Annotated in this window: 25 protein-coding genes; 13 read left to right on the top strand and 12 right to left on the bottom strand. The window is 67.3% G+C overall.

The window, feature by feature from the left end; translation table 11 throughout:
- Positions 1 to 12: 12 nt before the first annotated feature.
- The gene (glyA, locus tag SY26_RS02690; protein WP_045999155.1) at positions 13 to 1,308 is read right to left on the bottom strand and encodes a serine hydroxymethyltransferase; all 1,296 of its coding nucleotides are present in this window, start codon (positions 1,306 to 1,308) and stop codon (positions 13 to 15) included.
- A 116-nt stretch (positions 1,309 to 1,424) separates the two neighbouring features.
- Here glyA and SY26_RS02695 point away from each other — a divergent pair, with 116 nt between their 5' ends.
- Positions 1,425 to 2,249 (top strand): NAD kinase, encoded by an 825-nt coding sequence (locus SY26_RS02695; protein WP_084693650.1) that lies wholly within the window; start codon positions 1,425 to 1,427, stop codon positions 2,247 to 2,249.
- A 7-nt stretch (positions 2,250 to 2,256) separates the two neighbouring features.
- Here the strand turns inward: SY26_RS02695 and SY26_RS02700 are convergent, their stop codons facing one another.
- The 3 genes from SY26_RS02700 to SY26_RS02710 all read right to left on the bottom strand — a co-directional run bounded on the left by SY26_RS02700 (position 2,257) and on the right by SY26_RS02710 (position 5,401).
- Positions 2,257 to 3,291, bottom strand: a complete 1,035-nt coding sequence (locus SY26_RS02700) for a hypothetical protein (RefSeq protein ID WP_232303247.1) — start codon at positions 3,289 to 3,291, stop codon at positions 2,257 to 2,259.
- A 68-nt stretch (positions 3,292 to 3,359) separates the two neighbouring features.
- Positions 3,360 to 4,268 carry an RNA polymerase sigma factor RpoH gene (gene rpoH, locus SY26_RS02705; protein WP_045999157.1) on the bottom strand — a complete coding sequence of 303 codons (909 nt, stop codon included), beginning with the start codon at positions 4,266 to 4,268 and terminating at the stop codon, positions 3,360 to 3,362.
- A gap of 110 nt (positions 4,269 to 4,378) precedes the next feature.
- Positions 4,379 to 5,401, bottom strand: coding sequence for an RluA family pseudouridine synthase (locus SY26_RS02710; protein ID WP_045999158.1), 1,023 nt, complete (start codon positions 5,399 to 5,401; stop codon positions 4,379 to 4,381).
- Between SY26_RS02710 and SY26_RS02715 the strand changes: the two genes are divergently transcribed.
- Entirely contained in the window at positions 5,400 to 5,711 is a 312-nt protein-coding gene (locus SY26_RS02715; protein ID WP_045999159.1) for a DUF6476 family protein, read from the top strand. The two genes, SY26_RS02710 and SY26_RS02715, sit on opposite strands and share 2 nt — an antisense overlap.
- On the opposite strand, the gene SY26_RS02720 is transcribed toward SY26_RS02715, so the two are convergent.
- Positions 5,702 to 5,959, bottom strand: coding sequence for an accessory factor UbiK family protein (locus SY26_RS02720; RefSeq protein WP_045983033.1), 258 nt, complete (start codon positions 5,957 to 5,959; stop codon positions 5,702 to 5,704). The genes SY26_RS02715 and SY26_RS02720 overlap by 10 nt on opposite strands.
- 119 nt (positions 5,960 to 6,078) lie before the next feature.
- Between SY26_RS02720 and lgt the strand changes: the two genes are divergently transcribed.
- From lgt to pgeF, 3 genes are read left to right on the top strand one after another with little or no spacing between them, the layout of a single operon-like run.
- Positions 6,079 to 6,960, top strand: a complete 882-nt coding sequence (gene lgt, locus SY26_RS02725; RefSeq protein ID WP_045999160.1) for a prolipoprotein diacylglyceryl transferase — start codon at positions 6,079 to 6,081, stop codon at positions 6,958 to 6,960.
- A complete protein-coding gene (locus SY26_RS02730) occupies positions 6,957 to 8,015 on the top strand; it encodes a class I SAM-dependent methyltransferase (protein WP_045999161.1) in 1,059 nt (352 codons plus the stop codon). The genes lgt and SY26_RS02730 overlap by 4 nt, the downstream gene beginning before the upstream one ends.
- Positions 7,999 to 8,754 carry a peptidoglycan editing factor PgeF gene (gene pgeF, locus SY26_RS02735; RefSeq protein ID WP_045999162.1) on the top strand — a complete coding sequence of 252 codons (756 nt, stop codon included), beginning with the start codon at positions 7,999 to 8,001 and terminating at the stop codon, positions 8,752 to 8,754. The genes SY26_RS02730 and pgeF overlap by 17 nt, the downstream gene beginning before the upstream one ends.
- On the opposite strand, the gene SY26_RS02740 is transcribed toward pgeF, so the two are convergent.
- Together SY26_RS02740 and SY26_RS02745 are read right to left on the bottom strand one after the other, a co-directional pair.
- Positions 8,751 to 9,776: a hypothetical protein gene (locus tag SY26_RS02740; protein ID WP_045999163.1), complete on the bottom strand. Its 1,026-nt coding sequence runs from the start codon at positions 9,774 to 9,776 to the stop codon at positions 8,751 to 8,753. The two genes, pgeF and SY26_RS02740, sit on opposite strands and share 4 nt — an antisense overlap.
- Positions 9,777 to 9,779: 3 nt before the next feature.
- Complete coding sequence (locus tag SY26_RS02745) at positions 9,780 to 10,280, bottom strand: Lrp/AsnC family transcriptional regulator (RefSeq protein ID WP_045999164.1); 501 nt, start codon at positions 10,278 to 10,280, stop codon at positions 9,780 to 9,782.
- Positions 10,281 to 10,436: 156 nt separating this feature from the next.
- On the opposite strand from SY26_RS02745, the gene trxB reads away from it, so the two are divergent.
- On the top strand, positions 10,437 to 11,420 hold the full coding sequence (gene trxB, locus SY26_RS02750; RefSeq protein ID WP_084693651.1) for a thioredoxin-disulfide reductase: 984 nt from the start codon (positions 10,437 to 10,439) through the stop codon (positions 11,418 to 11,420).
- Between the two features lie 4 nt (positions 11,421 to 11,424).
- On the opposite strand, the gene SY26_RS02755 is transcribed toward trxB, so the two are convergent.
- Positions 11,425 to 11,967, bottom strand: coding sequence for a hypothetical protein (locus tag SY26_RS02755; RefSeq protein WP_232303248.1), 543 nt, complete (start codon positions 11,965 to 11,967; stop codon positions 11,425 to 11,427).
- Between the two features lie 191 nt (positions 11,968 to 12,158).
- Between SY26_RS02755 and SY26_RS02760 the strand changes: the two genes are divergently transcribed.
- The 3 genes from SY26_RS02760 (at position 12,159) to SY26_RS02770 (ending at position 16,203) form a co-directional block, all read left to right on the top strand.
- Positions 12,159 to 13,868 (top strand): bifunctional sulfate adenylyltransferase/adenylylsulfate kinase, encoded by a 1,710-nt coding sequence (locus SY26_RS02760; RefSeq protein ID WP_045999166.1) that lies wholly within the window; start codon positions 12,159 to 12,161, stop codon positions 13,866 to 13,868.
- A 110-nt stretch (positions 13,869 to 13,978) separates the two neighbouring features.
- Positions 13,979 to 15,406, top strand: a complete 1,428-nt coding sequence (locus tag SY26_RS02765; protein WP_045999167.1) for an MFS transporter — start codon at positions 13,979 to 13,981, stop codon at positions 15,404 to 15,406.
- Positions 15,403 to 16,203, top strand: coding sequence for a hypothetical protein (locus tag SY26_RS02770; RefSeq protein WP_045999168.1), 801 nt, complete (start codon positions 15,403 to 15,405; stop codon positions 16,201 to 16,203). The genes SY26_RS02765 and SY26_RS02770 overlap by 4 nt, the downstream gene beginning before the upstream one ends.
- Here the strand turns inward: SY26_RS02770 and SY26_RS02775 are convergent.
- From SY26_RS02775 to SY26_RS02785, 3 genes are all read right to left on the bottom strand, one after another.
- The gene (locus SY26_RS02775) at positions 16,200 to 16,427 is read right to left on the bottom strand and encodes a DUF1150 family protein (RefSeq protein WP_045999169.1); all 228 of its coding nucleotides are present in this window, start codon (positions 16,425 to 16,427) and stop codon (positions 16,200 to 16,202) included. The two genes, SY26_RS02770 and SY26_RS02775, sit on opposite strands and share 4 nt — an antisense overlap.
- Positions 16,420 to 16,848, bottom strand: coding sequence for an Hsp20 family protein (locus SY26_RS02780; protein WP_045983045.1), 429 nt, complete (start codon positions 16,846 to 16,848; stop codon positions 16,420 to 16,422). The genes SY26_RS02775 and SY26_RS02780 overlap by 8 nt, the downstream gene beginning before the upstream one ends.
- 107 nt (positions 16,849 to 16,955) lie before the next feature.
- Positions 16,956 to 17,387 (bottom strand): hypothetical protein, encoded by a 432-nt coding sequence (locus tag SY26_RS02785; protein WP_045999170.1) that lies wholly within the window; start codon positions 17,385 to 17,387, stop codon positions 16,956 to 16,958.
- Positions 17,388 to 17,509: 122 nt separating this feature from the next.
- Between SY26_RS02785 and SY26_RS02790 the strand changes: the two genes are divergently transcribed.
- The 4 genes from SY26_RS02790 to SY26_RS02805 are packed head-to-tail and all read left to right on the top strand — an operon-like array spanning position 17,510 to position 19,729.
- Entirely contained in the window at positions 17,510 to 17,725 is a 216-nt protein-coding gene (locus SY26_RS02790; protein ID WP_045983047.1) for a YdcH family protein, read from the top strand.
- Positions 17,726 to 17,785: 60 nt separating this feature from the next.
- The gene (gene purE / locus SY26_RS02795; RefSeq protein ID WP_045983048.1) at positions 17,786 to 18,271 is read left to right on the top strand and encodes a 5-(carboxyamino)imidazole ribonucleotide mutase; all 486 of its coding nucleotides are present in this window, start codon (positions 17,786 to 17,788) and stop codon (positions 18,269 to 18,271) included.
- Positions 18,264 to 19,298 (top strand): 5-(carboxyamino)imidazole ribonucleotide synthase, encoded by a 1,035-nt coding sequence (locus SY26_RS02800; RefSeq protein ID WP_045999171.1) that lies wholly within the window; start codon positions 18,264 to 18,266, stop codon positions 19,296 to 19,298. Before purE ends, SY26_RS02800 begins: the two co-directional genes overlap by 8 nt.
- Positions 19,295 to 19,729, top strand: a complete 435-nt coding sequence (locus SY26_RS02805; protein ID WP_045999172.1) for an NUDIX domain-containing protein — start codon at positions 19,295 to 19,297, stop codon at positions 19,727 to 19,729. The genes SY26_RS02800 and SY26_RS02805 overlap by 4 nt, the downstream gene beginning before the upstream one ends.
- A gap of 57 nt (positions 19,730 to 19,786) precedes the next feature.
- Here SY26_RS02805 and purF read toward each other — a convergent pair whose 3' ends face one another.
- Complete coding sequence (purF, locus tag SY26_RS02810) at positions 19,787 to 21,277, bottom strand: amidophosphoribosyltransferase (protein ID WP_045980781.1); 1,491 nt, start codon at positions 21,275 to 21,277, stop codon at positions 19,787 to 19,789.
- Between the last annotated feature and the right edge of the window lie 129 nt (positions 21,278 to 21,406).

A 21,406-nucleotide genomic window follows, 5' to 3' on the forward strand; every position in this document is an offset into this window, starting at 1 on the left:
GGTGTCGGGCGATCACATGCCCTGGTACAGCGGGAAGCGGGCGCAGAGCTGGCTGACCTCGGCGCGGACCTTGTCCTCGACCGCGGCATTGCCCTCCTCGCCATTGGCGGCCAGCCCGTCGACGACCTCGACGATCCAGCGGGCGATCTGGCGGAACTCGGGCTCGGCAAAGCCGCGGGTGGTGCCTGCGGGCGCGCCAAGACGGATCCCCGAGGTCACGAACGGCTTTTCAGGGTCGAACGGCACGCCGTTCTTGTTGCAGGTGATGTGCGCACGGCCCAAGGCGGCCTCGGTCGCCTTGCCGGTCACGCCCTTGGGGCGCAGGTCGGCCAGGCACAGGTGGTTGTCGGTGCCGCCCGATACGATGTCGATGCCGCCCTTCATCAGCTCGTCCGCCATGGCGGCGGCGTTCTTGACGACCTGCTGGGCATAGGTCTTGAACTCGGGGCGCAGCGCCTCGCCAAAGGCCACGGCCTTGGCGGCGATCACGTGCATCAGCGGGCCACCCTGCAGGCCGGGGAACACGGCGCTGTTGATCTTCTTGGCGATGTCCGCGTCGTTGGTCAGGATCAGGCCGCCCCGGGGACCGCGCAGCGACTTGTGCGTGGTCGAGGTCACGACATGCGCGTGCGGCACGGGCGAGGCATGCGCGCCGCCCGCGACCAGGCCCGCGATATGCGCCATGTCGACCATCAGATAGGCGCCGACCTCATCCGCGATGGCGCGGAAGGCGGCCCAGTCCCAGCTGCGGCTATAGGCGGTGCCGCCCGCGATGATCAGCTTGGGCTTGTGCTGGCGGGCGCTTTCGGCGATCGCGTCCATGTCCAGCTGATGGTCCTGCGCACGCACGCCATAGCTGACGACGTTGAACCACTTGCCCGACATGTTGACCGGCGATCCGTGGGTCAGGTGACCGCCCGAATTCAGGTCCAGGCCCATGAAGGTGTCGCCCGGCTGCAGCAGCGCCAGGAACACGGCCTGGTTCATCTGGCTGCCGCTGTTGGGCTGGACGTTGGCGTATTCGCAGCCGAACAGCTGCTTGGCACGCTCGATCGCCAGGTTCTCGGCGATGTCGACATACTGGCAGCCGCCGTAATAGCGCTTGCCCGGATAGCCCTCGGCATACTTGTTGGTCAGGACGGACCCCTGGGCCTCCATCACGGCGCGGCTGACGATGTTCTCGGAGGCGATCAGCTCGATCTCGTCGCGCTGGCGGCCCAATTCCTGGGTGATCGCCTTGGCAATGTCGGGGTCACGGCTGGCCAGGGTTTCGGTGAAGAAGCCGTTGTCGCGGGTCGGTGCGTTCATCGGTCTTTCGTCCTTTTTGGGCTGGGGCGGCTTGAGTTTGCGTCTTTTAACGCAACGTCGCGCATGCCGAAAGTGACAAAACGACCCGCATCCCGCCCGTTGCGACGCGCTGCGGAATGCGCTTGTCATCATGCCTGTCGCGCGTGATGGTGCGGGTCCATCAGGGGACAGGACGGCCGATGACACGCAACGTGCATTTCACCGCAAGCCACGCCGAGACCGCCCGGGCGGCTCTGTCCGTGCTGACGGCGCGCTATGGCCAGGCCCCGCTGGCGGAGGCCGACGTCGTGGTGGCCCTGGGCGGGGACGGGTTCATGCTGCAGACCCTGCACGCGACGCAGGGTCGGGGGCTGCCGGTCTATGGCATGAACCGTGGCACGGTGGGGTTCCTGATGAACGCCTATGCCCAGGACGACCTGACCGACCGCCTTGCCTTGGCCGAGGAGACGGTCATCAACCCGCTGCGCATGCGCGCCACCTGTGCCGACGGCACCTGCACCGAGGCCCTGGCGATCAACGAGGTCAGCCTGCTGCGCGAGGGGCCGCAGGCCGCCAAGCTGCGCATCCATGTCGACGGGCGGCTGCGGATGGAGGAACTGGTCTGCGACGGTGCGCTGGTCTCCACCCCGGCGGGATCCACGGCCTACAACTACTCCGCGCACGGGCCGATCCTGCCGATCGGATCAGAGGTGCTGGCCCTGACCGCCATCGCGCCTTTCCGTCCGCGCCGCTGGCGGGGGGCGCTTCTGCCCAAGGGTGCATCCGTGGTGATCGAGGTGCTGAACGCCGACCGCCGCCCTGTCATGGCCGATGCCGACAGCCGTTCTGTCCGCCACGTGACGCAGGTCGAAATCCGCAGCGCCGACGACATCCGTCACCGCCTGCTGTTCGATCCGGGCCATGGGCTGGACGAACGCCTGCTGCGCGAACAGTTCGTCTAAAAGGGCGTCAGCCCGCGCAGATCTGCTGCAGCGCCAGCCACTGTTCGTCGGTCAGCAGGCGGGCAGGCGTGGTTCCCTGACGGATCGGGTCGGCCTCGATCAGTGGCAGGACGGCGGCGCCGGTCGGATCGATGCTGCGCGCATAGGGTTCGGTCGACAGCCCGCGTTCCGCAAAGGCCGGGGGCAGGGTGGCGAGGTCAGGCCGGGGCAAAGACTGCGACAGCAGCGTCTCTCCATAGCCCTGCATCGCGTCGCGCGAGAGCGTCCCAAGCGTCATCAGGCGCAGTGAGTTCATCAGACCCGCATGCCGCAGCGCATCCAGCGTCGCCTGCTTGTCCTCGACCGCCAGACGGGCGGCGATCAGGTGACCGGCAGAGGCTTCAGGCCCGGGGGTGGTGACCAACAGGTCGTTGCCCAACACGTAAAGATCACCCGGCAGGCGACGCGCCCCGTTCAGCGGCGCGGGCACGACCTGCACCAGGGCCTGGTCGCCGATCAACTGGGGTGCGATCCAGTCCAGCACCTGCTGGCCTGACCGCCGACGGCAGACGGCACCGGCGCTGTGCTCCAGATCGGCCAGCACGGCCAGTCCGATCGTGCGCGCTTGTGCAGGGGGAGCGATCCGGGCCGCATGGCGGATCAGCGCGTCGGGCAGCCAGAATGTCAGGGCAGCCAGCATGGCGACAGCGCCCAGCACCGTGACGACGCCGCGCAGGCGGCCCGGCACGGCACGGTGGATGGCGATGGCCCGTTGGACGCGTTCGATCCCCTCGATCATCAGCGGATCATCGATCTCGACGGTTTCGTCTGGTGCCTGGCCGTTCGGGGTATAGATCGCGGGCAGTTGACCGGGATTGATCCGCGTCACCGCAGGCAGCGACCAGTGCGACAGAGGTCGGTCCGATTTCGGGTCCATCATCGTCAGCGTCGCGGCGCCCACCGAGACGATGACCTCGCGCAGCCGTGATTCGGGCGTCTCGCGCCACGAGCCCTGCGCCTCAAGGCGCTGGAATTCAGTCAGGGCAGTCACGGGGGCGGGCATGGTCTAGGGTCATCCTGCAGGGTGCCCAGACCATAGCGCCGCGCCGCGTTGCGTCAATGCGGCGCGGGTCACTCGACCGTATCGGCGATCCGCATGCCCTTGTCGCGGGCCAGGGTGCGCATCCGTTCCTGCAGCTTCTCGAACGCGCGCACCTCGATCTGACGGATACGTTCGCGCGATACGCTGTAGCGGCTGGACAGATCCTCCAGCGTCATCGGGTCGTCGCGCAGACGACGCTCCATCAGGATGTCCTTCTCACGCTCGTTCAGCGCATCCATCGCGTCGATCAGCATCTGGCGACGCGTGTCCAACTCCTCCGATTCCGCATAGGCCTCGGCTTGATTGGCGTTCGTGTCCTCCAGCCAGTCCTGCCACTGCGCCGACGATTCGCCATCGCCCGACCCGACCTGCGCATTCAGCGAGGCATCACCACCGGAAAGCCGGCGGTTCATGTCGACGACCTCTTTTTCGGTGACGTTCAGTTCGGTGGCGATCTGAGCAACGTTCTCGGGACGAAGATCGCCTTCTTCCAGGGCGCCGATCTTGGACTTGGCCTTGCGGAGGTTGAAGAACAGCTTCTTCTGCGCGCTTGTGGTGCCCATCTTGACCAAGGACCAGGACCGCAGGATGTATTCCTGGATCGAAGCGCGGATCCACCACATTGCATAGGTGGCAAGGCGGAAGCCACGTTCCGGGTCAAACCGCTTGACCGCCTGCATCAAGCCGACATTCGCCTCGCTGATCACCTCTGCCTGCGGCAAGCCATAGCCGCGATAGCCCATCGCGATCTTTGCGGCCAGACGCAGGTGACTGGTGACCAGCTGATGCGCGGCGTCGCTGTCTTCGTGATCGGCCCATGCCTTGGCCAGCATGTATTCCTGTTCGGGTTCCAGCAGCGGAAACTTGCGGATCTCCTGCAGATAGCGGTTCAGACCCTGTTCCGGGCTTGGGGCGGGAAGATTTCCATAAGTCGCCATGATGTTCGCCTTTCGCAGAGACCGGTTAACGCAGCGTCGAACAGCCCGGTTCCGGGACAGAATGCCGCATCCGCGCGGGCAGTGTCATGTGTGGTCGGCTCACGCTTTCGTCAAGGGGCGGTGCGAAGGGCGTCCAGAAGGGCCTGCATGTCGTCGGGCAGGGGACTGTCGAACCCCATCTCGACCCCAGTGACCGGATGGACGAACCCCAGATGCGCGGCGTGCAACGCCTGTCGCGAAAACGCCTGGACCGCTGCCGCCGCGGTGCCAAGCGCCTTGGCAGAGGCGCGTCGCGACCCGCCATAGACCGGATCGCCGATCAGTCCCAGGCCGCAATGGGCCATGTGCACCCGGATCTGGTGGGTGCGCCCTGTCTCCAGCCGGCATTCCACCAGCATGGCCGAAGGTGGCGTGCCGAACCGTTCCAGCAGCCGCGCGCGGGTTACGGCATGACGGCCCTTGTCGGCAAAGACCGCCTGACGTTGGCGGTCGGTCGGGTGGCGCGATAGGTGCGTGGCGATCCGCAGCACCAGACCTGCCTCGAACGAGACGCCGGGCGTGCCACGCAGACGCGGGTCGGCCGCGTCGATCGCCCCGTGCGCCAGCGCAAGATAGCGCCGGTTGGCCGTGTGCGCCTCGAACTGGGCGGCAAGGCCGTGATGCGCGCGGTCCGACTTGGCGACGACTAGCAGGCCCGACGTGTCCTTGTCGATGCGGTGCACGATGCCGGGGCGCTTTTCACCCCCGATGCCCGACAGCGAATCGCCGCAATGGGCCAGCAGCGCATTGACCAGCGTGCCGGTGGGGCTGCCCGGCGCGGGATGGACGACCATCCCGGCGGGCTTGTCGATCACGATCAGGTCATCATCCTCATGCGCGATGACCAGCGGAATGGCCTCGGCCCGCGTCTCGACAGGCTCGGGCGGGGCCAGGGCGATGCGGTATTCCTGACCCTCGGCGACACGCGCCTTGACATCGCGTGCGGGGCCGTCCGGACCGCTTACCGCACCGTCAGCGATCAGCCGCGCCAGGCGCGACCGCGACAGGGCCGCATCCTCTGGCACCGCCATGGCAAGCGCCTTATCAAGTCGGTCGGGCGGGTTGGCCGGAATGGTCACGGAAAGGATCGACATGGCGCAGGATGATACCGATTGGAAGGTGGCGGCGAAAGCCGTCCCGGAACTGCGCTTTCTAAAGACGCTGGTGACGGGGCTGACGCTGGTCATGGGGGTGGGGATGATCGCGGTCGTGGCGCTGCTGTGGGTGCGGCTGAACCAGCCCGTGCTGCCCGAACTGCCAGATGCGATCACGCTGCCCCAAGATGCGCAAACCCGCGCGGTGACCTTCGCGACCGATCGGATCGTCGTGCTGACGACGGACGACCGGGTGCTGGTCTATGACCGCGCGGGAACGCTGATGGGACAGACGGTGCTTCAGCCCTGAGGCTTGTCGGCACCCGCGGACAGGGCGTCCAGCCGCGCCTTCAGTTCGGCATTCTCGGTGCGGGCCTTGATCGCCATCTCGCGCACGGCCTCGAACTCCTCGCGGGTGACAAAGTCGCGGTCGGCCAGCCAGCGGTCGATCCAGCCCTTCATGGCCGTCTCGGCCTCGCTGCGGGCGCCTTGCGCCACGCCCATCGCATTGGTCATCAGCTTGGACATGTCGTCGAAGAAACGGTTCTGGGTGGTCATCTGGCGGTGCCCTTCTGTCTTGCGTTGCGTCCTATATGGTCCGGTGCGGTCCCGGGTTCAATGTTGACAGTGCGGCTTTGGCGACTAGCGTGCGCGGCAAATCGCAGACCCGAGGCCTCATGATCCCGTTTCCCGACATCGCCCCCGAAATCTTCACGATCACCCTGGGCGGGTTCTCGTTCTCGCTGCGCTGGTATGCGCTGGCCTATCTGGCCGGCCTGATCCTGGGCTGGCGGCTGATCGTCGCGATGATGCGCCGTCCCGCGCTGTGGGGCGGCACCCCGCCCACCGCGCCCGACCGGGTCGACCACCTGCTGACCTGGGTCATCCTGGGGGTGATCCTGGGCGGGCGTCTGGGGTTCGTGCTGTTCTACGAGCCCGCCTACTATCTGTCGAACCCCGGGCAGATCCTGCAGGTCTGGCAGGGCGGGATGAGCTTTCACGGCGGCTTTGCCGGCGTGATCGTGGCGACCTGGGCCTGGTCGCGCAGCCAGGGCGTGCCCGTCCTGCGGCTGGCCGACGCGATGGCCGTCGTGGCGCCGATCGGCATCTTCTTCGGGCGCATCGCCAACTTCATCAACGCCGAACTGTGGGGCCGCCCCACCGACCTGCCGTGGGGCGTGGTCTTTCCCGGCGAGGCGGCGCAGACCTGTCCCGGCATCGTCGGACCCTGCGCCCGCCACCCCAGCCAGCTGTACGAGGCGGGACTTGAGGGCCTGCTGCTGGGCCTGATCCTGCTGGTCCTGGTTCGCGCCGGAGGGCTGCGCCGCCCGGGCCTTGCGTTCGGGGTTTTCCTTGCCGGCTATGGGCTTGCGCGCATGTTCGTCGAACTGTTCCGCGTCGCCGATGCCCAGTTCATCACGCCGGACAACCCGCTTGGCCACGTCTTGGGCGGCCCTGTAATCGGCCTGACGATGGGGCAGACGCTGTCGCTGCCGATGGTCCTGATCGGGCTGGCGCTGGTGGCTTACGCGCGGCGCCGCCCGCATGTCGCCGCATGACGCCGCTGGCCGCGATCATCGCGGCGCGCATCCGCGCGACGGGGCCGATCAGCCTGGCCGAGTACATGCAGGTCTGCCTGATGGACAGTCGTCACGGCTATTACGCGACGCGCGATCCCTTCGGCATCGCGGGTGATTTCACGACCGCCCCGGAGATCCACCAGATGTTCGGCGAACTGTGCGGCCTTGCGCTGGCGCAGGCTTGGCTGGACCAGGGTGCCCCGGCCCCGTTCGCCTTGGTCGAGCCGGGACCGGGCCGCGGGACGCTGATGGCCGACATGCTGCGCGCGATGCGGCAGGTGCCAGGCCTGCACCAGGCCGCCGACGTTGCCCTGATCGAGGCCTCGCCGCATCTGCGCGGCGTTCAGCGCGATCGCCTTGGTCCCCTCACGCATCTCGACCGGATCGAGGATATAGGTTCCAAACCTTTGTTTATGATAGGAAACGAGTTCATCGACGCCCTCCCGATCCGTCAGTACCAGCGGACCGACGATGGCTGGAGAGAGCGTCTGGTCGGGCTGTCGGATGATGGTCTGCGCATGGGACTTGGCCCCGTCGTGTCGCTGGCCCGGACGGGGTCCGTGGGCGACATCGTCGAGGAATGTCCCGAAGGCGCGGCCTTTGTCGAGGCCGCTGCCCGCCACATCGCGACCCATGGCGGCTGCGCGATCCTGATCGATTATGGCGGGTGGAACGGCTTCGGCGACACGTTTCAGGCTCTGCGCAACCATGCCCCCGAAGATCCGCTGGCGCATCCGGGGCAGGCCGACCTGACGGCGCATGTTGACTTCGCGCTTTTGGCAGCTGCGGCCATCCGGGGCGGGGCGGTGGCGTCGCGTCCGGTGCGGCAGGGCGATTGGCTGCGCGCCCTGGGGGCCGAGGCACGGGCCGCCCGGCTTGCCGCTGCGGGTGACGGGGGCGCGATGGCCGCGCTTCGGCGCTTGACCCACCCCGACGAAATGGGTCACTTGTTCAAGGTAATCGCGATCTGGCCCAAGGGCGCGCCGCCCGTGCCCGGATTTGTCGCGCTGGAGGCCCATGCAGACCACGCTTGAGATCCTGACCCACCCGTTGCTTTACGACGTTAGGCACGGATTTTTCACGCGAAAGGGTGGGGCATCCTCCGGGTTGTTCGCAGGTCTGAACTGTGGGCGCCGCTCTTCGGACCAAAGCGAGATGGTGCTGGTTAACCGGGCCCGCGTTGCGGGCGCGATGGGCCTGCCGCTGGCGACCGTCAAGCAGATCCATTCGGCGGACGTGGTCACCTTAATGGACGATCACGATGTCGATGTGGTCAAGGACATCAAGGCCGACGGGCTGGTCACCGCCCGGCGCGACGTGGCCCTGGCTGTGCTGACCGCCGATTGCCAGCCCGTGCTGCTGGCCGATGCCGCGGCCGGCGTCGTCGGCGCCTGTCACGCCGGTTGGCGCGGCGCCATCGCTGGCGTGATCGAGGCGACGGTGGCTGCCATGCGCGATCTGGGCGCGACCGACATCCGCGCGGTGATCGGTCCCACGATCAGCCAGCGCGCCTATGAGGTCAGTCCCGAATTCATGGATGAGTTTCTGGCTGACGATACGGCCAATGACCGGTTCTTTTCCGGCGGTCCGAATGGTCGGCCGATGTTCGACCTTCCCGCGTTCGGGCTGTCACGCCTGCGCGCAGCTGGCGTGCAGGCGGAATGGTCGCGGCACTGCACCTATTCCGACCCCGACCGTTTCTTCAGCTATCGCCGGTCCACGCATGAGGGCCAGGCCGATTACGGTCGGCTGATCAGCGCCATCTCGCTCTAGCGCCCGACCGCAACTGAACGCAACGGAGGCGGCATCCGCCGCGCAGGGTTCGGGCGCAGGCCGCGGCGCAGGGCCATCTGAACCCCGGCGCCCAGCAACGCCGCCATCTGTCCCAAAACCAGCGCGATCAGGGCGGCTGCGGCCATGGCGGCGTCGGCCAGGCGCCGCATCAGGCGCAGGCTGTCGGATTTGCCCAGCACTGTCAGGACGCGGGTGGTGTCCGGCCCCGCGGCTTCTGACAGACGCGCCAGGCGGCGCAGGTCGTCCGGATCGTCGGCCAGCCGCAGGATCGGCAGCAGTTCCGGAACCGAAGCCTGTCGCCCGATCGTCCGCAGATCACCGGCTATGCCGGACAGGGCCCGGGTGGGCGCGGGACTGCGCGCTGCGGCGGACAGGGCCCGCGTCATGCCGGGTGACAACGCATCGGCGCGACGCGCGACGCGCAGCGTGGTGGCCGCGCCCTTGATCGACAGACTGCTGCCCGCCGTGACCAAGGTTCCGGCGGTCGCGGCAAGGCCTAGGGTGGCCAGCGCAGCCTCGATGCCGTCGGGGTCGCCTCCGGTAGCCCAGGTGCCGCCCTGCCGGATCAGCGCGGCGGCATCGCCTGCGGGCGACAGTTCGAACGGCAGGGTGCAGGCGGCGACCAGGGACAGGCTGGGACAGGCGGTCACGTCGCGCATGCAGGTGCCGCAATCGGACAGCGTGTCCAGCATGCCGACCGCCAGCGCGGCGTCGGCACGGGCGCGCAGGTCGGGTGGCAGCGGCATGCCCTGATCGCGGGCCAGATCCATCAGCATCTGCACCTGCTGGCGGTCGCCTGCATCCAGCGCGGCGGTCAGGCGGGGGATCAGCCAGTCCGGGGTCGCGCGGTCGGCCACGGCGCGCGTCAGGGCCGCACGGGCCTGATCCAGGCCGCGATCGACCAGCGGAGCGGCAAAGGGGTTCTGCGACAGCATCCAACCCGTCACCGCGACCGTCGCCAGCGACCAGATCAGCAGCGTCAGGCGGGCCAGCCTGCGCAAGGATCAGCCTGCTTCGCGGACACGTTCCTCGACGATCTCGAAGGGGACGGCGGGTTCGTCCTTGGCGCCCCGGATCACCAGCGACGTCTTGACCGATGCCACGTTCGGCGCGGCGGTCAAGCTGTTGGTCAGGAAGCGCTGGAAGGTCGACAGGTCCGGAGAGATGCATTTCAGGATGAAATCGATCTCTCCGTTCAGCATGTGGCATTCGCGGACTAGCGGCCATTCCTGGACCAGCGCCTCGAAGGCCGACAGGTCGCGTTCGGATTGTGACGCAAGGCGCACCATAGCAAAAACCTGCACCTCGAACCCCAGTTCGCGGGCGTCGATGTCGGCATGATATCCGCGGATATAGCCCAACTCCTCCAGCGTGCGGACGCGGCGCAGGCAGGGCGGCGCCGAGATGCCCACCCGGCGGGCCAGTTCGACATTGGTCATGCGCCCGTCGGCCTGAAGTTCGGCCAGGATCTTGCGGTCGATGTCGTCCAGTTTGGCGCCGGCCATGGTTGTCTTTCTTCTATCAGGTCTTGGCGTTGCCGGAAACTACAATGCCGCCCCGTCCGGCGCAACAATCTTATCGACGTCGGTCCGTGGCGGGGATGCGTTGCAGTCCGGCGCATGAGGGACTACCTCATGCACAAACCGCGAAAGGGGCGCAAGATGACCGAACGCAGCCATGTGAAACTTTTGATCGTGGGATCGGGCCCGGCGGGATACACCGCCGCCGTCTACGCCTCCCGCGCCATGCTGGAGCCGATGCTGATCCAGGGGATGCAGCCCGGCGGGCAGCTGACCATCACGACCGAAGTCGAGAACTGGCCCGGCGACACCGAGATCCAGGGCCCCGACCTGATGGTCAAGATGGAGACCCACGCCCGTGCGATGGGTGCCGAGATCGTGACCGATCTTGTGACCGCGCTGGACCTGCAGAAGCGTCCCTTCACGGCGACCTGCGACAGCGGTCGGGTGGTCACCGCAGACGCGGTGATCCTTGCCACGGGGGCGCAGGCGCGCTGGCTTGGCCTGCCGTCCGAGGAGAAGTTCAAGGGTTTCGGCGTCAGTGCCTGCGCCACCTGTGACGGTTTCTTCTATCGCAATCGCGAGGTCGTGGTGATCGGCGGCGGGAACACCGCGGTCGAGGAGGCGCTGTTCCTGACCAAGTTCGCCAGCAAGGTGACGCTGGTGCACCGCCGCGACAGCCTGCGGGCCGAGAAGATCCTGCAGAACCGCCTGTTCGCCCATCCCAAGGTCGAGGTGATCTGGAACAGCGAACTGGCAGAGGTCACCGGGACCGAAACCCCGGTCGGCGTCAGCGGCGCCACGCTGCGCAACCTTGTTGACGGAACGACGCAGACGATCAAGGCTGACGGCGTGTTCGTGGCGATCGGCCATGCACCGGCCAGCGAACTGGTCAAGGATCAGCTAGAGCTGCACAACGGCGGTTACGTCAAGGTCGAGGCAGGCAGCACGCGCACCTCGATCCCCGGCGTGTTCGCGGCGGGCGACCTGACCGATCACATCTATCGTCAGGCTGTGACAAGCGCGGGCATGGGATGCATGGCCGCGCTGGATGCCGCGCATTTCCTCGAGGCTCAGGGCGAGGTCGAGCTGGAGCCTGAGCAGCGGGTCGCCGTCATCTACTGACGGCTCACCCGCGCTCGCGCGAGCGTTCGCGGGCCGGCAACTCGCCCGCGTGATCCAAGGCACCCGACGGTGCGGCGTCACGCTGCGTCTCTGCCAAGCCGGCCTTGCCGGGGTCGGCATCGGGGTCGTTCGGGTGCAGCGGTCCACCGGCCTCCATCATCGCGTTGGTGGCGTCGTCCTTCAGTGCGGCAGCTTTCTGGGCCAGATCCTTCTGGCTGGGATCGGCATCGCCTTCGCGCCGTTCGCGTTCGGCCGTCGCCCGGTCCAGGGCGGCGGTCAGGAACTCGGCCTTGCTGCGCGTGCCCGCGTTGCCGGCCGCAGGGTTTGTGCCCTTGGGCCCGGCCTTTCCGCGCGCCTCGCGCCCTTGGCGGGCCGCAATGTCGCGCGCGCGGTTGCGACGGACACGCAGCAGCCCCACCAGATCGGACAACTCCTTGTCGGACAAACGGCCCAAGGCCGGTTGTCGGGTCTGGTTCGCCAGCTCCAGTTCATCCTGGGACAAGGCGCGCTGCTCTTCCTGGCTTGCGGTGGTCTGGTCGGTCATCATGCGCTCCTGTCGTTGCGGTTCGCGGACCCAACGTGACGCGTGTGGTCGGGTTCCCCGCGGCATGCCGGAAGCGAAAAGCGTTTTCCCAGACTTGAATATCGCTTTCATGGGGGCTATGCGTCGCCTCGAGTCGCGCGATCCCCGCAGGGTCGCGTGTTGATCCGTTTCTGCGCAACCCACGAGTCGTGACCATGACCCTGCCCAAGCATGCCCCCATTCCCGAACTCTATGTCTCCGAGGCGTCGGCCGCCGCGCTCAAGGACGATGCCGGGCGGATGCCCAGCTGGGACCTGACGCCGCGCCAGATCTGCGATCTGGAGCTGCTGATGAACGGCGGCTTCAACCCGCTGAAGGGCTTTCTGACCCAAGCCGACTATGACGGCGTCGTCAGCGACATGCGCCTGACGTCGGGCGCGCTGTGGCCGATGCCCATCACGCTGGACGTCTCCGAAAAGTTCGCCGAAGGGCTGGAGCCGGGCACCGACATCGCCCTGCGCGACCAGGAGGGCGTGATCCTGGCAATCATGTCGCTGACCGACAAATGGGTGCCCAACAAGGCGCTGGAGGCCGAAAAGGTGTTCGGCGCCGACGACCTGGCGCATCCGGCGGTGAACTATCTGCACAACGTCGCGGGCCCGGTCTATCTGGGCGGCCCGGTCAAGGGCCTGCAGGCGCCGACGCATTACGATTTCCGCGCCCGCCGCAACACGCCCAACGAACTGCGCACCATGTTCAAGAAGCTGGGCTGGAGCCGCGTCGTCGCGTTCCAGACCCGCAACCCGCTGCACCGCGCGCACCAAGAGCTGACCTTCCGTGCCGCCCGCGAGGCTCAGGCGAACCTGCTGATCCATCCGGTCGTCGGCATGACCAAGCCGGGCGACGTCGACCACTTCACCCGCGTCCGCTGCTACGAGGCGGTGCTGGACAAGTATCCGGCGGCCACCACCAACCTGTCGCTGCTGAACCTGGCGATGCGCATGGCCGGCCCGCGCGAGGCTGTGTGGCACGGCCTGATCCGGGCCAACCACGGCGTCACCCACTTCATCGTCGGCCGCGACCATGCCGGACCCGGCAAGAACAGCCAGGGCCAGGACTTCTATGGCCCCTATGACGCGCAGGAGCTGTTCAAGGCCCACCAGTCGGAAATCGGCGTCGAGATGGTCGACTTCAAACACATGGTCTATGTGCAGGAAAAGGCGCAGTATTTCCCCGCGAACGAGATCCCCGAGGGCAGCACGGTTCTGGACATCAGCGGCACCGAACTGCGCCGCCGCCTGCGCGAGGGGCTGGACATCCCGGAATGGTTCAGCTTCCCCGAGGTCGTGCAGCAGCTGCGCCGCACCTCGCCCCCGCGCGCCAACCAGGGCTTCACCGTGTTCTTCACCGGCCTGTCGGGGTCGGGCAAGTCGACGGTTGCCAACGCGCTGATGGTCAAGCTGATGGAGATGGGCGGTCGTCCCGTGTCGCTGCTGGACGGTGACGTGGTCCGCAAGCACCTGTCGTCCGAGCTGGGGTTCAGCAAGGAGCATCGCGACATCAACATCAAGCGCATCGGCTATGTCGCGTCCGAGATCACCAAGAACGGCGGCATCGCGATCTGCGCGCCGATCGCGCCCTATACCGCGACCCGCCGCGCCGTGCGCGAGATGGTCGAGGCCGGCGGCGCCTTCGTCGAGGTCCATGTCGCCACGCCCCTGGAGGAATGCGAACGCCGCGACCGCAAGGGCCTCTACAAGCTGGCGCGGGAAGGCAAGATCAAGGAGTTCACCGGAATTTCCGATCCCTATGAAGAACCGGCCAACCCCGAACTGCGCGTCGACACGACCGACATCGACGTGGACAGCGCCGCCCATCAGGTGCTGCTTAAGCTGGAGAGCATGGGCCTGATCGGCCTGTCCTGATCCCTGCCGCAGTGATACGAACGGCCCCGGTGCGACACCGGGGCCGTTTGGCGTCCGGAACCTTGCGCGCCTGCGGATGGTTCCGCGCTGACCGTCAACGGAGTTGCCCGATGCCCCATCCCGCCAGCCCGCCCAAGGGCGTCAACCCCTGGGCAGCAACCGTGCTGTTGCTGATGGGCAATTTCATGAACCTGATCGATGTCAGCATCGTCAACGTGGCGTTGCCCTCGATCCGCACCGATCTTGGCGCCAGCGAGACGCAGATCGAATGGATCTCGGCGGCCTATGTGCTGGCCTTTGCGGTGGGCCTGCTGCCCTGCGGGCGCTTCGGGGACAAGCTGGGACGCAAGCGGCTGTTCCTGTCGGGCGTGGGGCTGTTCACGCTGGCATCCGTCCTGTGCGGGCTGGCGCCCGACATCAACGTCCTGATCGGCGCGCGTGCGCTGCAGGGCATCGGCGGGGCGATGATGGTGCCGCAGGTCATGGCGATCATGCACGTGATCTTTCCCCCCGAACAGAAGGCCAAGGCATTCGCGCTGGCGGGCGTGGTCATCAGCCTGGGCGCGGTCACGGGGCCGCTGCTGGGCGGCGTGCTGATCAGCGGGAACTTCTACGGCCTTGAATGGCGGCCCATCTTCCTGGTCAACCTGCCTGTGGGGCTGCTGGTCGTATTGGCGGGGTTCTGGCTGATCCCGCGGCTGGAATCGTCGCGCGACATGGCGATCGACTGGTGGGGCGTGGGCCTGTTCGGTCTGGCCATCACGCTGGTCGTCCTGCCAATGATAGAGGGACCGCTGCTGGGCTGGCCGTGGTGGACGCTGGTCACCCTGGTCGCGGCAATCCCCGTCGGGGCGCTGTTCCTGCGGCGCCAGCACGCGCTGGAGGCAGAGGGCCGGGAACAGCTGCTGCCGATGGTGTTGCTGCGGGATCGGGGCTTTCTGTCCGGGGTGGCGGTGGTGATGCTGCATTTCTCGGCCATTCCGGGAATGTTTCTGGTCCTGGCCATCTATTTCCAGACCGGCTTTGGCCTGACGCCGCTGGAATCGGGCGTCGCCACGGCGCCGTTCCCATTGGGCATCATGCTGGGCAGCTATGTCACGGGGCGGTTCGGGACGCGGGCGCTGGTGGGGCGGGTCGCCCTGGGCGCGGCGGTGATGCTGGCCGGGATGATCTGGTTGCGCCACGCAGCAGGCCACCCGCCTGCCGATCTTGGCCCCGGTACGCTGGCCGGGCCTTTGGCGATGAACGGCTTGGGGATGGGTCTGGCGATCTCTCCCCTGTTCCAACTGGTGCTGCGCGACGTGCCTGGGCGCATCGCGGGGGCCGCGACGGGCGGCATGCAGGCGTTTCAACAGATCGGCGCGGCCATCGGCATTGCCATCGTCAGCAGCCTGTTCTTTGTCCGCCTGCGCGTTGATCAGGACCATGCCGCGGCCATCGGCCACGCGCTGTCCTATCAGATCAGCGTCTTTGCGGCGATCCTGACGGTGCTGGCGCTGCGCCAATGGCGCGGTGACCGCTGGGCGGTGACGCCATGAGCTGGCGGTCGTCCCTGGAGGTCTGGGATGTCGCCACCGGGCAGTCCCGCGTGATCCTGCGCACCCCGATGTTGATCGAGGCGCCGAACTGGCACCCTGACGGCTGGTTTCTTGTGAACGGAGAGGGGCGCCTGTGGCGCGCCGATGCCCACGGTCTGCAGCTGCTGCAGACCGGCTGCGCCGAACGGTGCAACAACGACCACGGCTTTCTGCCCGACGGGCGGGTGATCTTTTCCGCACATGACGGGACCGGGGCCGGGATGCATGTCTGGGACGGCGCGACAACCCAACCGGTGGGCACGCAGCGCCCAAGCTGGTGGCACGGCGCGCACGGCGACCGGCTGGTCTATGCCTGCGCGCGGGGCGACCGCGTGGTGCGCATCGCCACCTGCGCCATGGATGGCAGCGGCGAACGGGTGCTGACCCCGGACGTCGCCCATCATGACGGTCCCGATTTCAGTGCGTGTGGCAACTGGATCTGGTTCAACAGCGACGCGACCGGTCACGCGCAGATCTGGAAGGTGCGCGTCGATGGATTGGACGCCGCGCCGGTCTTTCGCGACGACGCGGTGAACTGGTTCCCGCATCCGTCGCCCTGCGGGCGCCATGTCGTCTATCTGGCCTATGCGCCCGGTACGCTGGAACATCCGCGCGACCGGAACGTGTCCCTGTGGATCATGGCGCCGGACGGGACGGGACGGCGCAAGCTGTGCGACCTGTTCGGTGGGCAGGGCACGCTGAACGTGCCCTGCTGGTCGCCCGATGGGCGGGCCTTCGCGTTTATGCGCTATGCCTAATGGACGCTGACGGGCCGCAGCTCGTTCTCGCGTGCCAGGGTGAAGGCCAAGGCGCGGTCCTGGACCAAGGCCAGCCGTTCGCCGTCGGTGTCGTGGACGGCGTACAAGGTCTGAACGCCGGGCAGTTGGTCCTGAACGTCGCGGGGCAGGGTCGCGGCGGCGACCTGCCGGATGTAGACGGTCTGGGCGGACGTACCGCCTCCGAAATCGAATTTACTATCCATGATGATCCCCTTGCTTGCGGCTGATCGGAATGGTCTTGACGACCTGCTGCGGGTTCACCCGGCGCAGGTCGATGTGCAGAAGCCCGTTTTCCATCGCGGCGGACGTCACCTCGACCCCGTCAGCCAGCACGAAGCTGCGCTGAAAGGCGCGGGCGGCGATGCCGCGATGCAGATAGACGCGGGCGTCGTCCGGTTCGGGTTGCCGGCCGCGGATCACCAGCTGGCGGTCCTCGGTCGTGATGGCCAGGTCGTCCTCGGCAAAGCCGGCGACGGCCAGGGTGATGCGGAAAGCATCGGGCGGCAGGTGTTCGATGTTATAGGGCGGATAGCCCTCGGCCCCCTTGGAGGCCCGTTCCACCAGGCGTTCAAGCTGGTCGAACCCCAGCAGATAGGGATGTGCCCCTAAGGAAATCTTCGTCATCTCAGCCCTTTGCGTTGCAGCGACTGCAGGTCCGGGGTCCCGTTGCGGCGGCCTCCGTCCTGCGCAAGATATGGAAAGGACGGCATCGTTTTGCAAGATCCGCGCTGTCAGGGCCGAAGGTCGCAGGCCTCCATCGCCTGTCCGATCGCGCGCCGAGACCCCTCCAACGGCAGGCTGAGCGTCACCGGCCCGGCCAGCAGGGTGACCTGCCGCCCCCCGGTCAGCGCCGACAACAGCTGCGATCCGGGATCGGCGGCGATCGAATGGACGCCGTTTGTCATGTCGGACGGCACGGCGATCCGCTGTCCGTCGACCAGGACGACGATCGGATCATCGGTCTGTCCCATCCCGTCGATCACCAGCCGTCCCTCATCACCGGGCCGGCAGACATAGCTGAGCCTGCGTCCCTCATAGGCGATCTCGGCGGCGTGGCCGGGCCCGTCGGGCAGGCGCCCCGTGTTCCAGGTGACATTGCCATCAGCCTGGCCCGCGGCGGGGCCGGCGATCATCAGCGCAAGGATGGTGGCAAGCCGCGACATGGCAACCCTCCGGGACACGCCCTCACGATGGCGTGAGCCGTGTGGTTTGTCCATGCCAGCTTAACAGATGCCGCGCGACGCGCTATAAGTCGGAACCACGGCATTTCCCAAGAGCCCGCCCGATGAACATGCAGCATTCGATGAACCACGACGAGATCAGCCGCGCCCGTCTTGCGGCCCTGCGCTGCGAGCATCGCGACCTGGACGAGGCCATCGCCGCCCTTCAGGGCCAGCTGACCGCCTCCGTCGCCCTGCAGCGGCTGAAGAAGCAGAAACTGTCGCTGAAGGATCGCATCGCCCGGCTGGAGGATGAGCTGACCCCCGACATCATCGCCTGATTGCGACCCGCGCGGACCCGCGCTAGGACAGGCACGCGGCGCACAATACGGGGACGACAGATGACCGAAGCGGTGGGAATCATCATGGGCAGCCAGTCCGACTGGCCGACCATGCGCGAGGCGGCACAGATCCTGGACGAACTGGGCGTGCCCTATCACACTCGCATCGTCAGTGCGCACCGGACCCCGGATCGGCTGTGGGACTATGGCAAGTCGGCGGTCGGGCGTGGTCTGCGCGTGATCATTGCGGGGGCAGGGGGCGCGGCCCATCTGCCCGGCATGATGGCGTCCAAGACCCGCGTCCCGGTGATCGGGGTGCCGATCCAGACCAAGGCGCTGTCCGGCGTCGATTCGCTGTATTCGATCGTGCAGATGCCCAAGGGCTATCCGGTCGCGACGATGGCGATCGGGGCGGCGGGTGCCGCCAATGCGGGGCTGATGGCCGCGGGCATCCTGGCGCTGAACGACCCGGCGCTGGCGCAGCGGCTGGACGACTGGCGCATGGCGCTGTCGGCCTCGATCCCAGAGGAGCCCGCCGATGACTGAGGTCCGTACCATCGGGATCCTGGGCGGCGGCCAGCTGGGCCGGATGCTGTCGGCGGCCGCAAGCCGCCTTGGCCTGCGCTGTCACATCTTCGAACCGGGCGCCGCCCCTGCGGGTGACGTCGCCTGGCGCGTGACGACCGCCCCCTATGAGGACGAGGCCGCACTGCGCTCCTTTGCGGAAAGCGTCGACGTCATCACCTATGAATTCGAGAATGTGCCGACCAGCGCACTGGATCTGCTGGAAAGCCTGCGCCCCATACGCCCGGGGCGGCGCGCGCTGGCCGTGTCGCAGGACCGGTTGACCGAAAAGACCTTCCTGACCGACATCGGCCTGACCGTCGCGCCCTTTGCCGACGTGCCGGATCAGGGCGCGCTGGACGACGCCATCGCGCGGATCGGTCGCCCGTCGATCCTAAAGACCCGCCGCATGGGCTATGACGGCAAGGGGCAGGTGCGCATCGGAGAGGGTCCGGCCGACTGGACCGGCGCACCGTCGGTCCTGGAGGGGTTCGTCGATTTCACTGCCGAGATCAGCGTGATCATCGCACGCGGCACCGATGGCCAGGTGGCGGCCTTCGATCCGGGCCTGAACGTCCATGAGGGCGGCATCCTGCGCACCACCACGGTGCCCTGCGGCCTGCCCGGGCGGGTGACCACCGACGCGGTGCTGATCGCCGCGCGCATCGCCAACGCGCTGGATTATGTCGGCGTGCTGGGGGTCGAGCTGTTCGTGACCCCGGAGGGCCTGATCGTGAATGAGATCGCGCCGCGCGTGCACAACTCCGGCCACTGGACGCAGGCGGGTTGCGCGGTGGATCAGTTCGAACAGCATATCCGCGCCGTGGCAGGACTGCCCTTGGGCGACGGCAAGCGTCATGTGGACGTGGTGATGGAGAACCTGATCGGCGACGACATGGACCGTGTGTCCGCGCTGCTGGCACAGCCGCGGACGCAGGTTCACCTCTATGGCAAGGGGCAGGCGCGGCCGGGCCGCAAGATGGGCCATGTGAACCGGATCGCCGGATGATCCGACTGGCGGTGCGCGCGGCGATCCTGCATCGCGATCGCGTGCTGGTGGTGAATGCCTATCCGGGGCAGCAGTCCGACCTGTGGTGCCTGCCGGGCGGCGGGGTCGACCCGCACGCCTCACTGCCCGACAATCTGGCGCGCGAGGTTTTGGAGGAGACGAGCCTGACCATCGCCGTCGGTGATCCCTTCTTGGTGAACGAATTCCACGACCCCTCCCGGCGGTTTCACCAGGTCGAGGTGCATTTCCGCGCCACGCTGACAGGGCCCGACGTGTTGACGCTGACCGATCCCGAAGGCGTCGTGAACCGTGCGCGATGGGTCACCCGTGCCGAACTGACCACGTTGCGGCACAAGCCCGATATGCTGGGGGATGCGATATGGGGAGATGGCACGGCACGATACGACCCGCTGGAGCGGATCGTCGGCTGATGCGGAACCACGGCGGGGGGCCCGGGGGGCTGGCCCCCCGGCCGTCGCGGGACGCACCTACTCGGCGGCTTGCTTGACCGCGGTCTCGGATCCGACCTTCATGCGGAATCCGCGCTCCAGCTGATCGAAGGGCGCCACCGGATAGTCGCCGGAAAAACAGGCGTCGCAATAGCGGGGCGCCTGCGGGTCGCGCCCCGCAGCCTCGCCCGCCGCGCGGTACAGCCCGTCAAGCGACACGAAAGACAGGCTGTCGACGCCGATCCATTCGCGCATCTGTTCCGGCGACATGTTCGCCGCCAGCAGCTTGTCGCGGTCGGGCGTGTCCACGCCATAGAAGCAGGGCCAAGCGGTCGGGGGCGACGCGATCCGGAAATGCACCTCGGCCGCGCCCGCATCGAGGATCATGTCCTTTATCTTCCGGCTGGTGGTGCCGCGGACCACGCTGTCGTCGACCAGCACGACCCGCTTGCCGCGGATCAGTGCCCGGTTCACGTTCAGCTTCAACCGGACGCCCATGTTGCGGATCTGGTCGGTGGGCTCGATGAAGGTGCGGCCCATGTACTGGTTGCGGATGATCCCCATGCCATAGGGAATGCCCGATTCCTGCGCAAAGCCGATCGCCGCGGGCGTGCCGCTGTCGGGAACCGGGCAGACCAGATCAGCCTCGACCGGTGCTTCGCGGGCCAGTTCCACGCCGATCTGGCGGCGGGTCTCATAGACCGACCGCCCGCCGATGATCGAATCGGGGCGCGAGAAATACACGTGCTCGAAGATGCAGAAGCGCCCGGTCGACGGGCCGAAGGGCCGCGACGATTCGATCTGGCCCTTGGAGATGACGACCATCTCTCCGGGCTCGATCTCGCGCAGGAATTCGGCGCCGATGATGTCCAGCGCGCAGGTCTCTGACGCCAGGACGTACCCGTCCTCGCCCACGCGGCCCAGCACCAGCGGACGCACGCCCAGGGCGTCGCGGACGCCGATCAGCTTGGTGCGGGTCATGGCGATGACGCTGAACGCGCCCTCGACCCGGCGCAGCGCGTCCTTCATCCGCTCGGGGATGTTGCGCTGGATCGACCGGGCCATCAGGTGGATGATGCATTCGCTGTCCGACGACGACTGGAAGATCGAGCCGCGCTCGATCAGTTCGCGGCGCAAAGCGGCGGCATTGGTGATGTTGCCGTTATGCGCGATCGCGCAGCCGCCCATGTGGAACTCGCCGAAGAACGGCTGCACGTCGCGGATCGCGGTGTTGGCCTTGGTTCCGGCGGTGGAATAGCGGACATGGCCGATGGCCAGTTGTCCCGGCAGCGTCGCCATCAGGTCGGGCTTCGTGAAATTGTCACGGACATAGCCGAACCGGTGGGCGCTGTTGAACCCGAAGTCGGGATGGTGGGCGACGATGCCGCCCGCTTCCTGTCCGCGATGCTGCAGCGCATGCAGCCCCAGGGCCACGAAGTTCGAGGCATCGACCACGCCGATCGCGCCAAAGATGCCGCACTCCTCGTGCAGACGGTCCGAATCGAACGGATGGGCCAGGAAAGGTTGCATCGCGCGGGCCTCGATCTGTGGGGGCTGATGTCGTCGTGCTGTCGGGGGACATGTAGTGCCGACGGCCGACAAAGTCACGCCCCCGCGGTTCCGCAGGGGCGCTTTTTCGTCATCTGCCTGTCATGGCGG

Source organism: Paracoccus sp. 228, assembly GCF_000967825.1.
Classification (GTDB): Bacteria; Pseudomonadota; Alphaproteobacteria; order Rhodobacterales; family Rhodobacteraceae; genus Paracoccus; species Paracoccus marcusii.

Coding starts and splice junctions, on each gene's coding strand:
- glyA (WP_045999155.1), bottom strand. CDS start 1,308: ATGAACGCACCGACCCGCGACAACGGCTTCTTCACCGAAACCCTGGCC.
- SY26_RS02695 (WP_084693650.1), top strand. CDS start 1,425: ATGCGCTTGTCATCATGCCTGTCGCGCGTGATGGTGCGGGTCCATCAG.
- SY26_RS02700 (WP_232303247.1), bottom strand. CDS start 3,291: ATGCCCGCCCCCGTGACTGCCCTGACTGAATTCCAGCGCCTTGAGGCG.
- rpoH (WP_045999157.1), bottom strand. CDS start 4,268: ATGGCGACTTATGGAAATCTTCCCGCCCCAAGCCCGGAACAGGGTCTG.
- SY26_RS02715 (WP_045999159.1), top strand. CDS start 5,400: ATGGCGCAGGATGATACCGATTGGAAGGTGGCGGCGAAAGCCGTCCCG.
- SY26_RS02710 (WP_045999158.1), bottom strand. CDS start 5,401: ATGTCGATCCTTTCCGTGACCATTCCGGCCAACCCGCCCGACCGACTT.
- SY26_RS02720 (WP_045983033.1), bottom strand. CDS start 5,959: ATGACCACCCAGAACCGTTTCTTCGACGACATGTCCAAGCTGATGACC.
- lgt (WP_045999160.1), top strand. CDS start 6,079: ATGATCCCGTTTCCCGACATCGCCCCCGAAATCTTCACGATCACCCTG.
- SY26_RS02730 (WP_045999161.1), top strand. CDS start 6,957: ATGACGCCGCTGGCCGCGATCATCGCGGCGCGCATCCGCGCGACGGGG.
- pgeF (WP_045999162.1), top strand. CDS start 7,999: ATGCAGACCACGCTTGAGATCCTGACCCACCCGTTGCTTTACGACGTT.
- SY26_RS02745 (WP_045999164.1), bottom strand. CDS start 10,280: ATGGCCGGCGCCAAACTGGACGACATCGACCGCAAGATCCTGGCCGAA.
- trxB (WP_084693651.1), top strand. CDS start 10,437: ATGACCGAACGCAGCCATGTGAAACTTTTGATCGTGGGATCGGGCCCG.
- SY26_RS02755 (WP_232303248.1), bottom strand. CDS start 11,967: ATGATGACCGACCAGACCACCGCAAGCCAGGAAGAGCAGCGCGCCTTG.
- SY26_RS02760 (WP_045999166.1), top strand. CDS start 12,159: ATGACCCTGCCCAAGCATGCCCCCATTCCCGAACTCTATGTCTCCGAG.
- SY26_RS02765 (WP_045999167.1), top strand. CDS start 13,979: ATGCCCCATCCCGCCAGCCCGCCCAAGGGCGTCAACCCCTGGGCAGCA.
- SY26_RS02770 (WP_045999168.1), top strand. CDS start 15,403: ATGAGCTGGCGGTCGTCCCTGGAGGTCTGGGATGTCGCCACCGGGCAG.
- SY26_RS02775 (WP_045999169.1), bottom strand. CDS start 16,427: ATGGATAGTAAATTCGATTTCGGAGGCGGTACGTCCGCCCAGACCGTC.
- SY26_RS02780 (WP_045983045.1), bottom strand. CDS start 16,848: ATGACGAAGATTTCCTTAGGGGCACATCCCTATCTGCTGGGGTTCGAC.
- SY26_RS02785 (WP_045999170.1), bottom strand. CDS start 17,387: ATGTCGCGGCTTGCCACCATCCTTGCGCTGATGATCGCCGGCCCCGCC.
- SY26_RS02790 (WP_045983047.1), top strand. CDS start 17,510: ATGAACATGCAGCATTCGATGAACCACGACGAGATCAGCCGCGCCCGT.
- purE (WP_045983048.1), top strand. CDS start 17,786: ATGACCGAAGCGGTGGGAATCATCATGGGCAGCCAGTCCGACTGGCCG.
- SY26_RS02800 (WP_045999171.1), top strand. CDS start 18,264: ATGACTGAGGTCCGTACCATCGGGATCCTGGGCGGCGGCCAGCTGGGC.
- SY26_RS02805 (WP_045999172.1), top strand. CDS start 19,295: ATGATCCGACTGGCGGTGCGCGCGGCGATCCTGCATCGCGATCGCGTG.
- purF (WP_045980781.1), bottom strand. CDS start 21,277: ATGCAACCTTTCCTGGCCCATCCGTTCGATTCGGACCGTCTGCACGAG.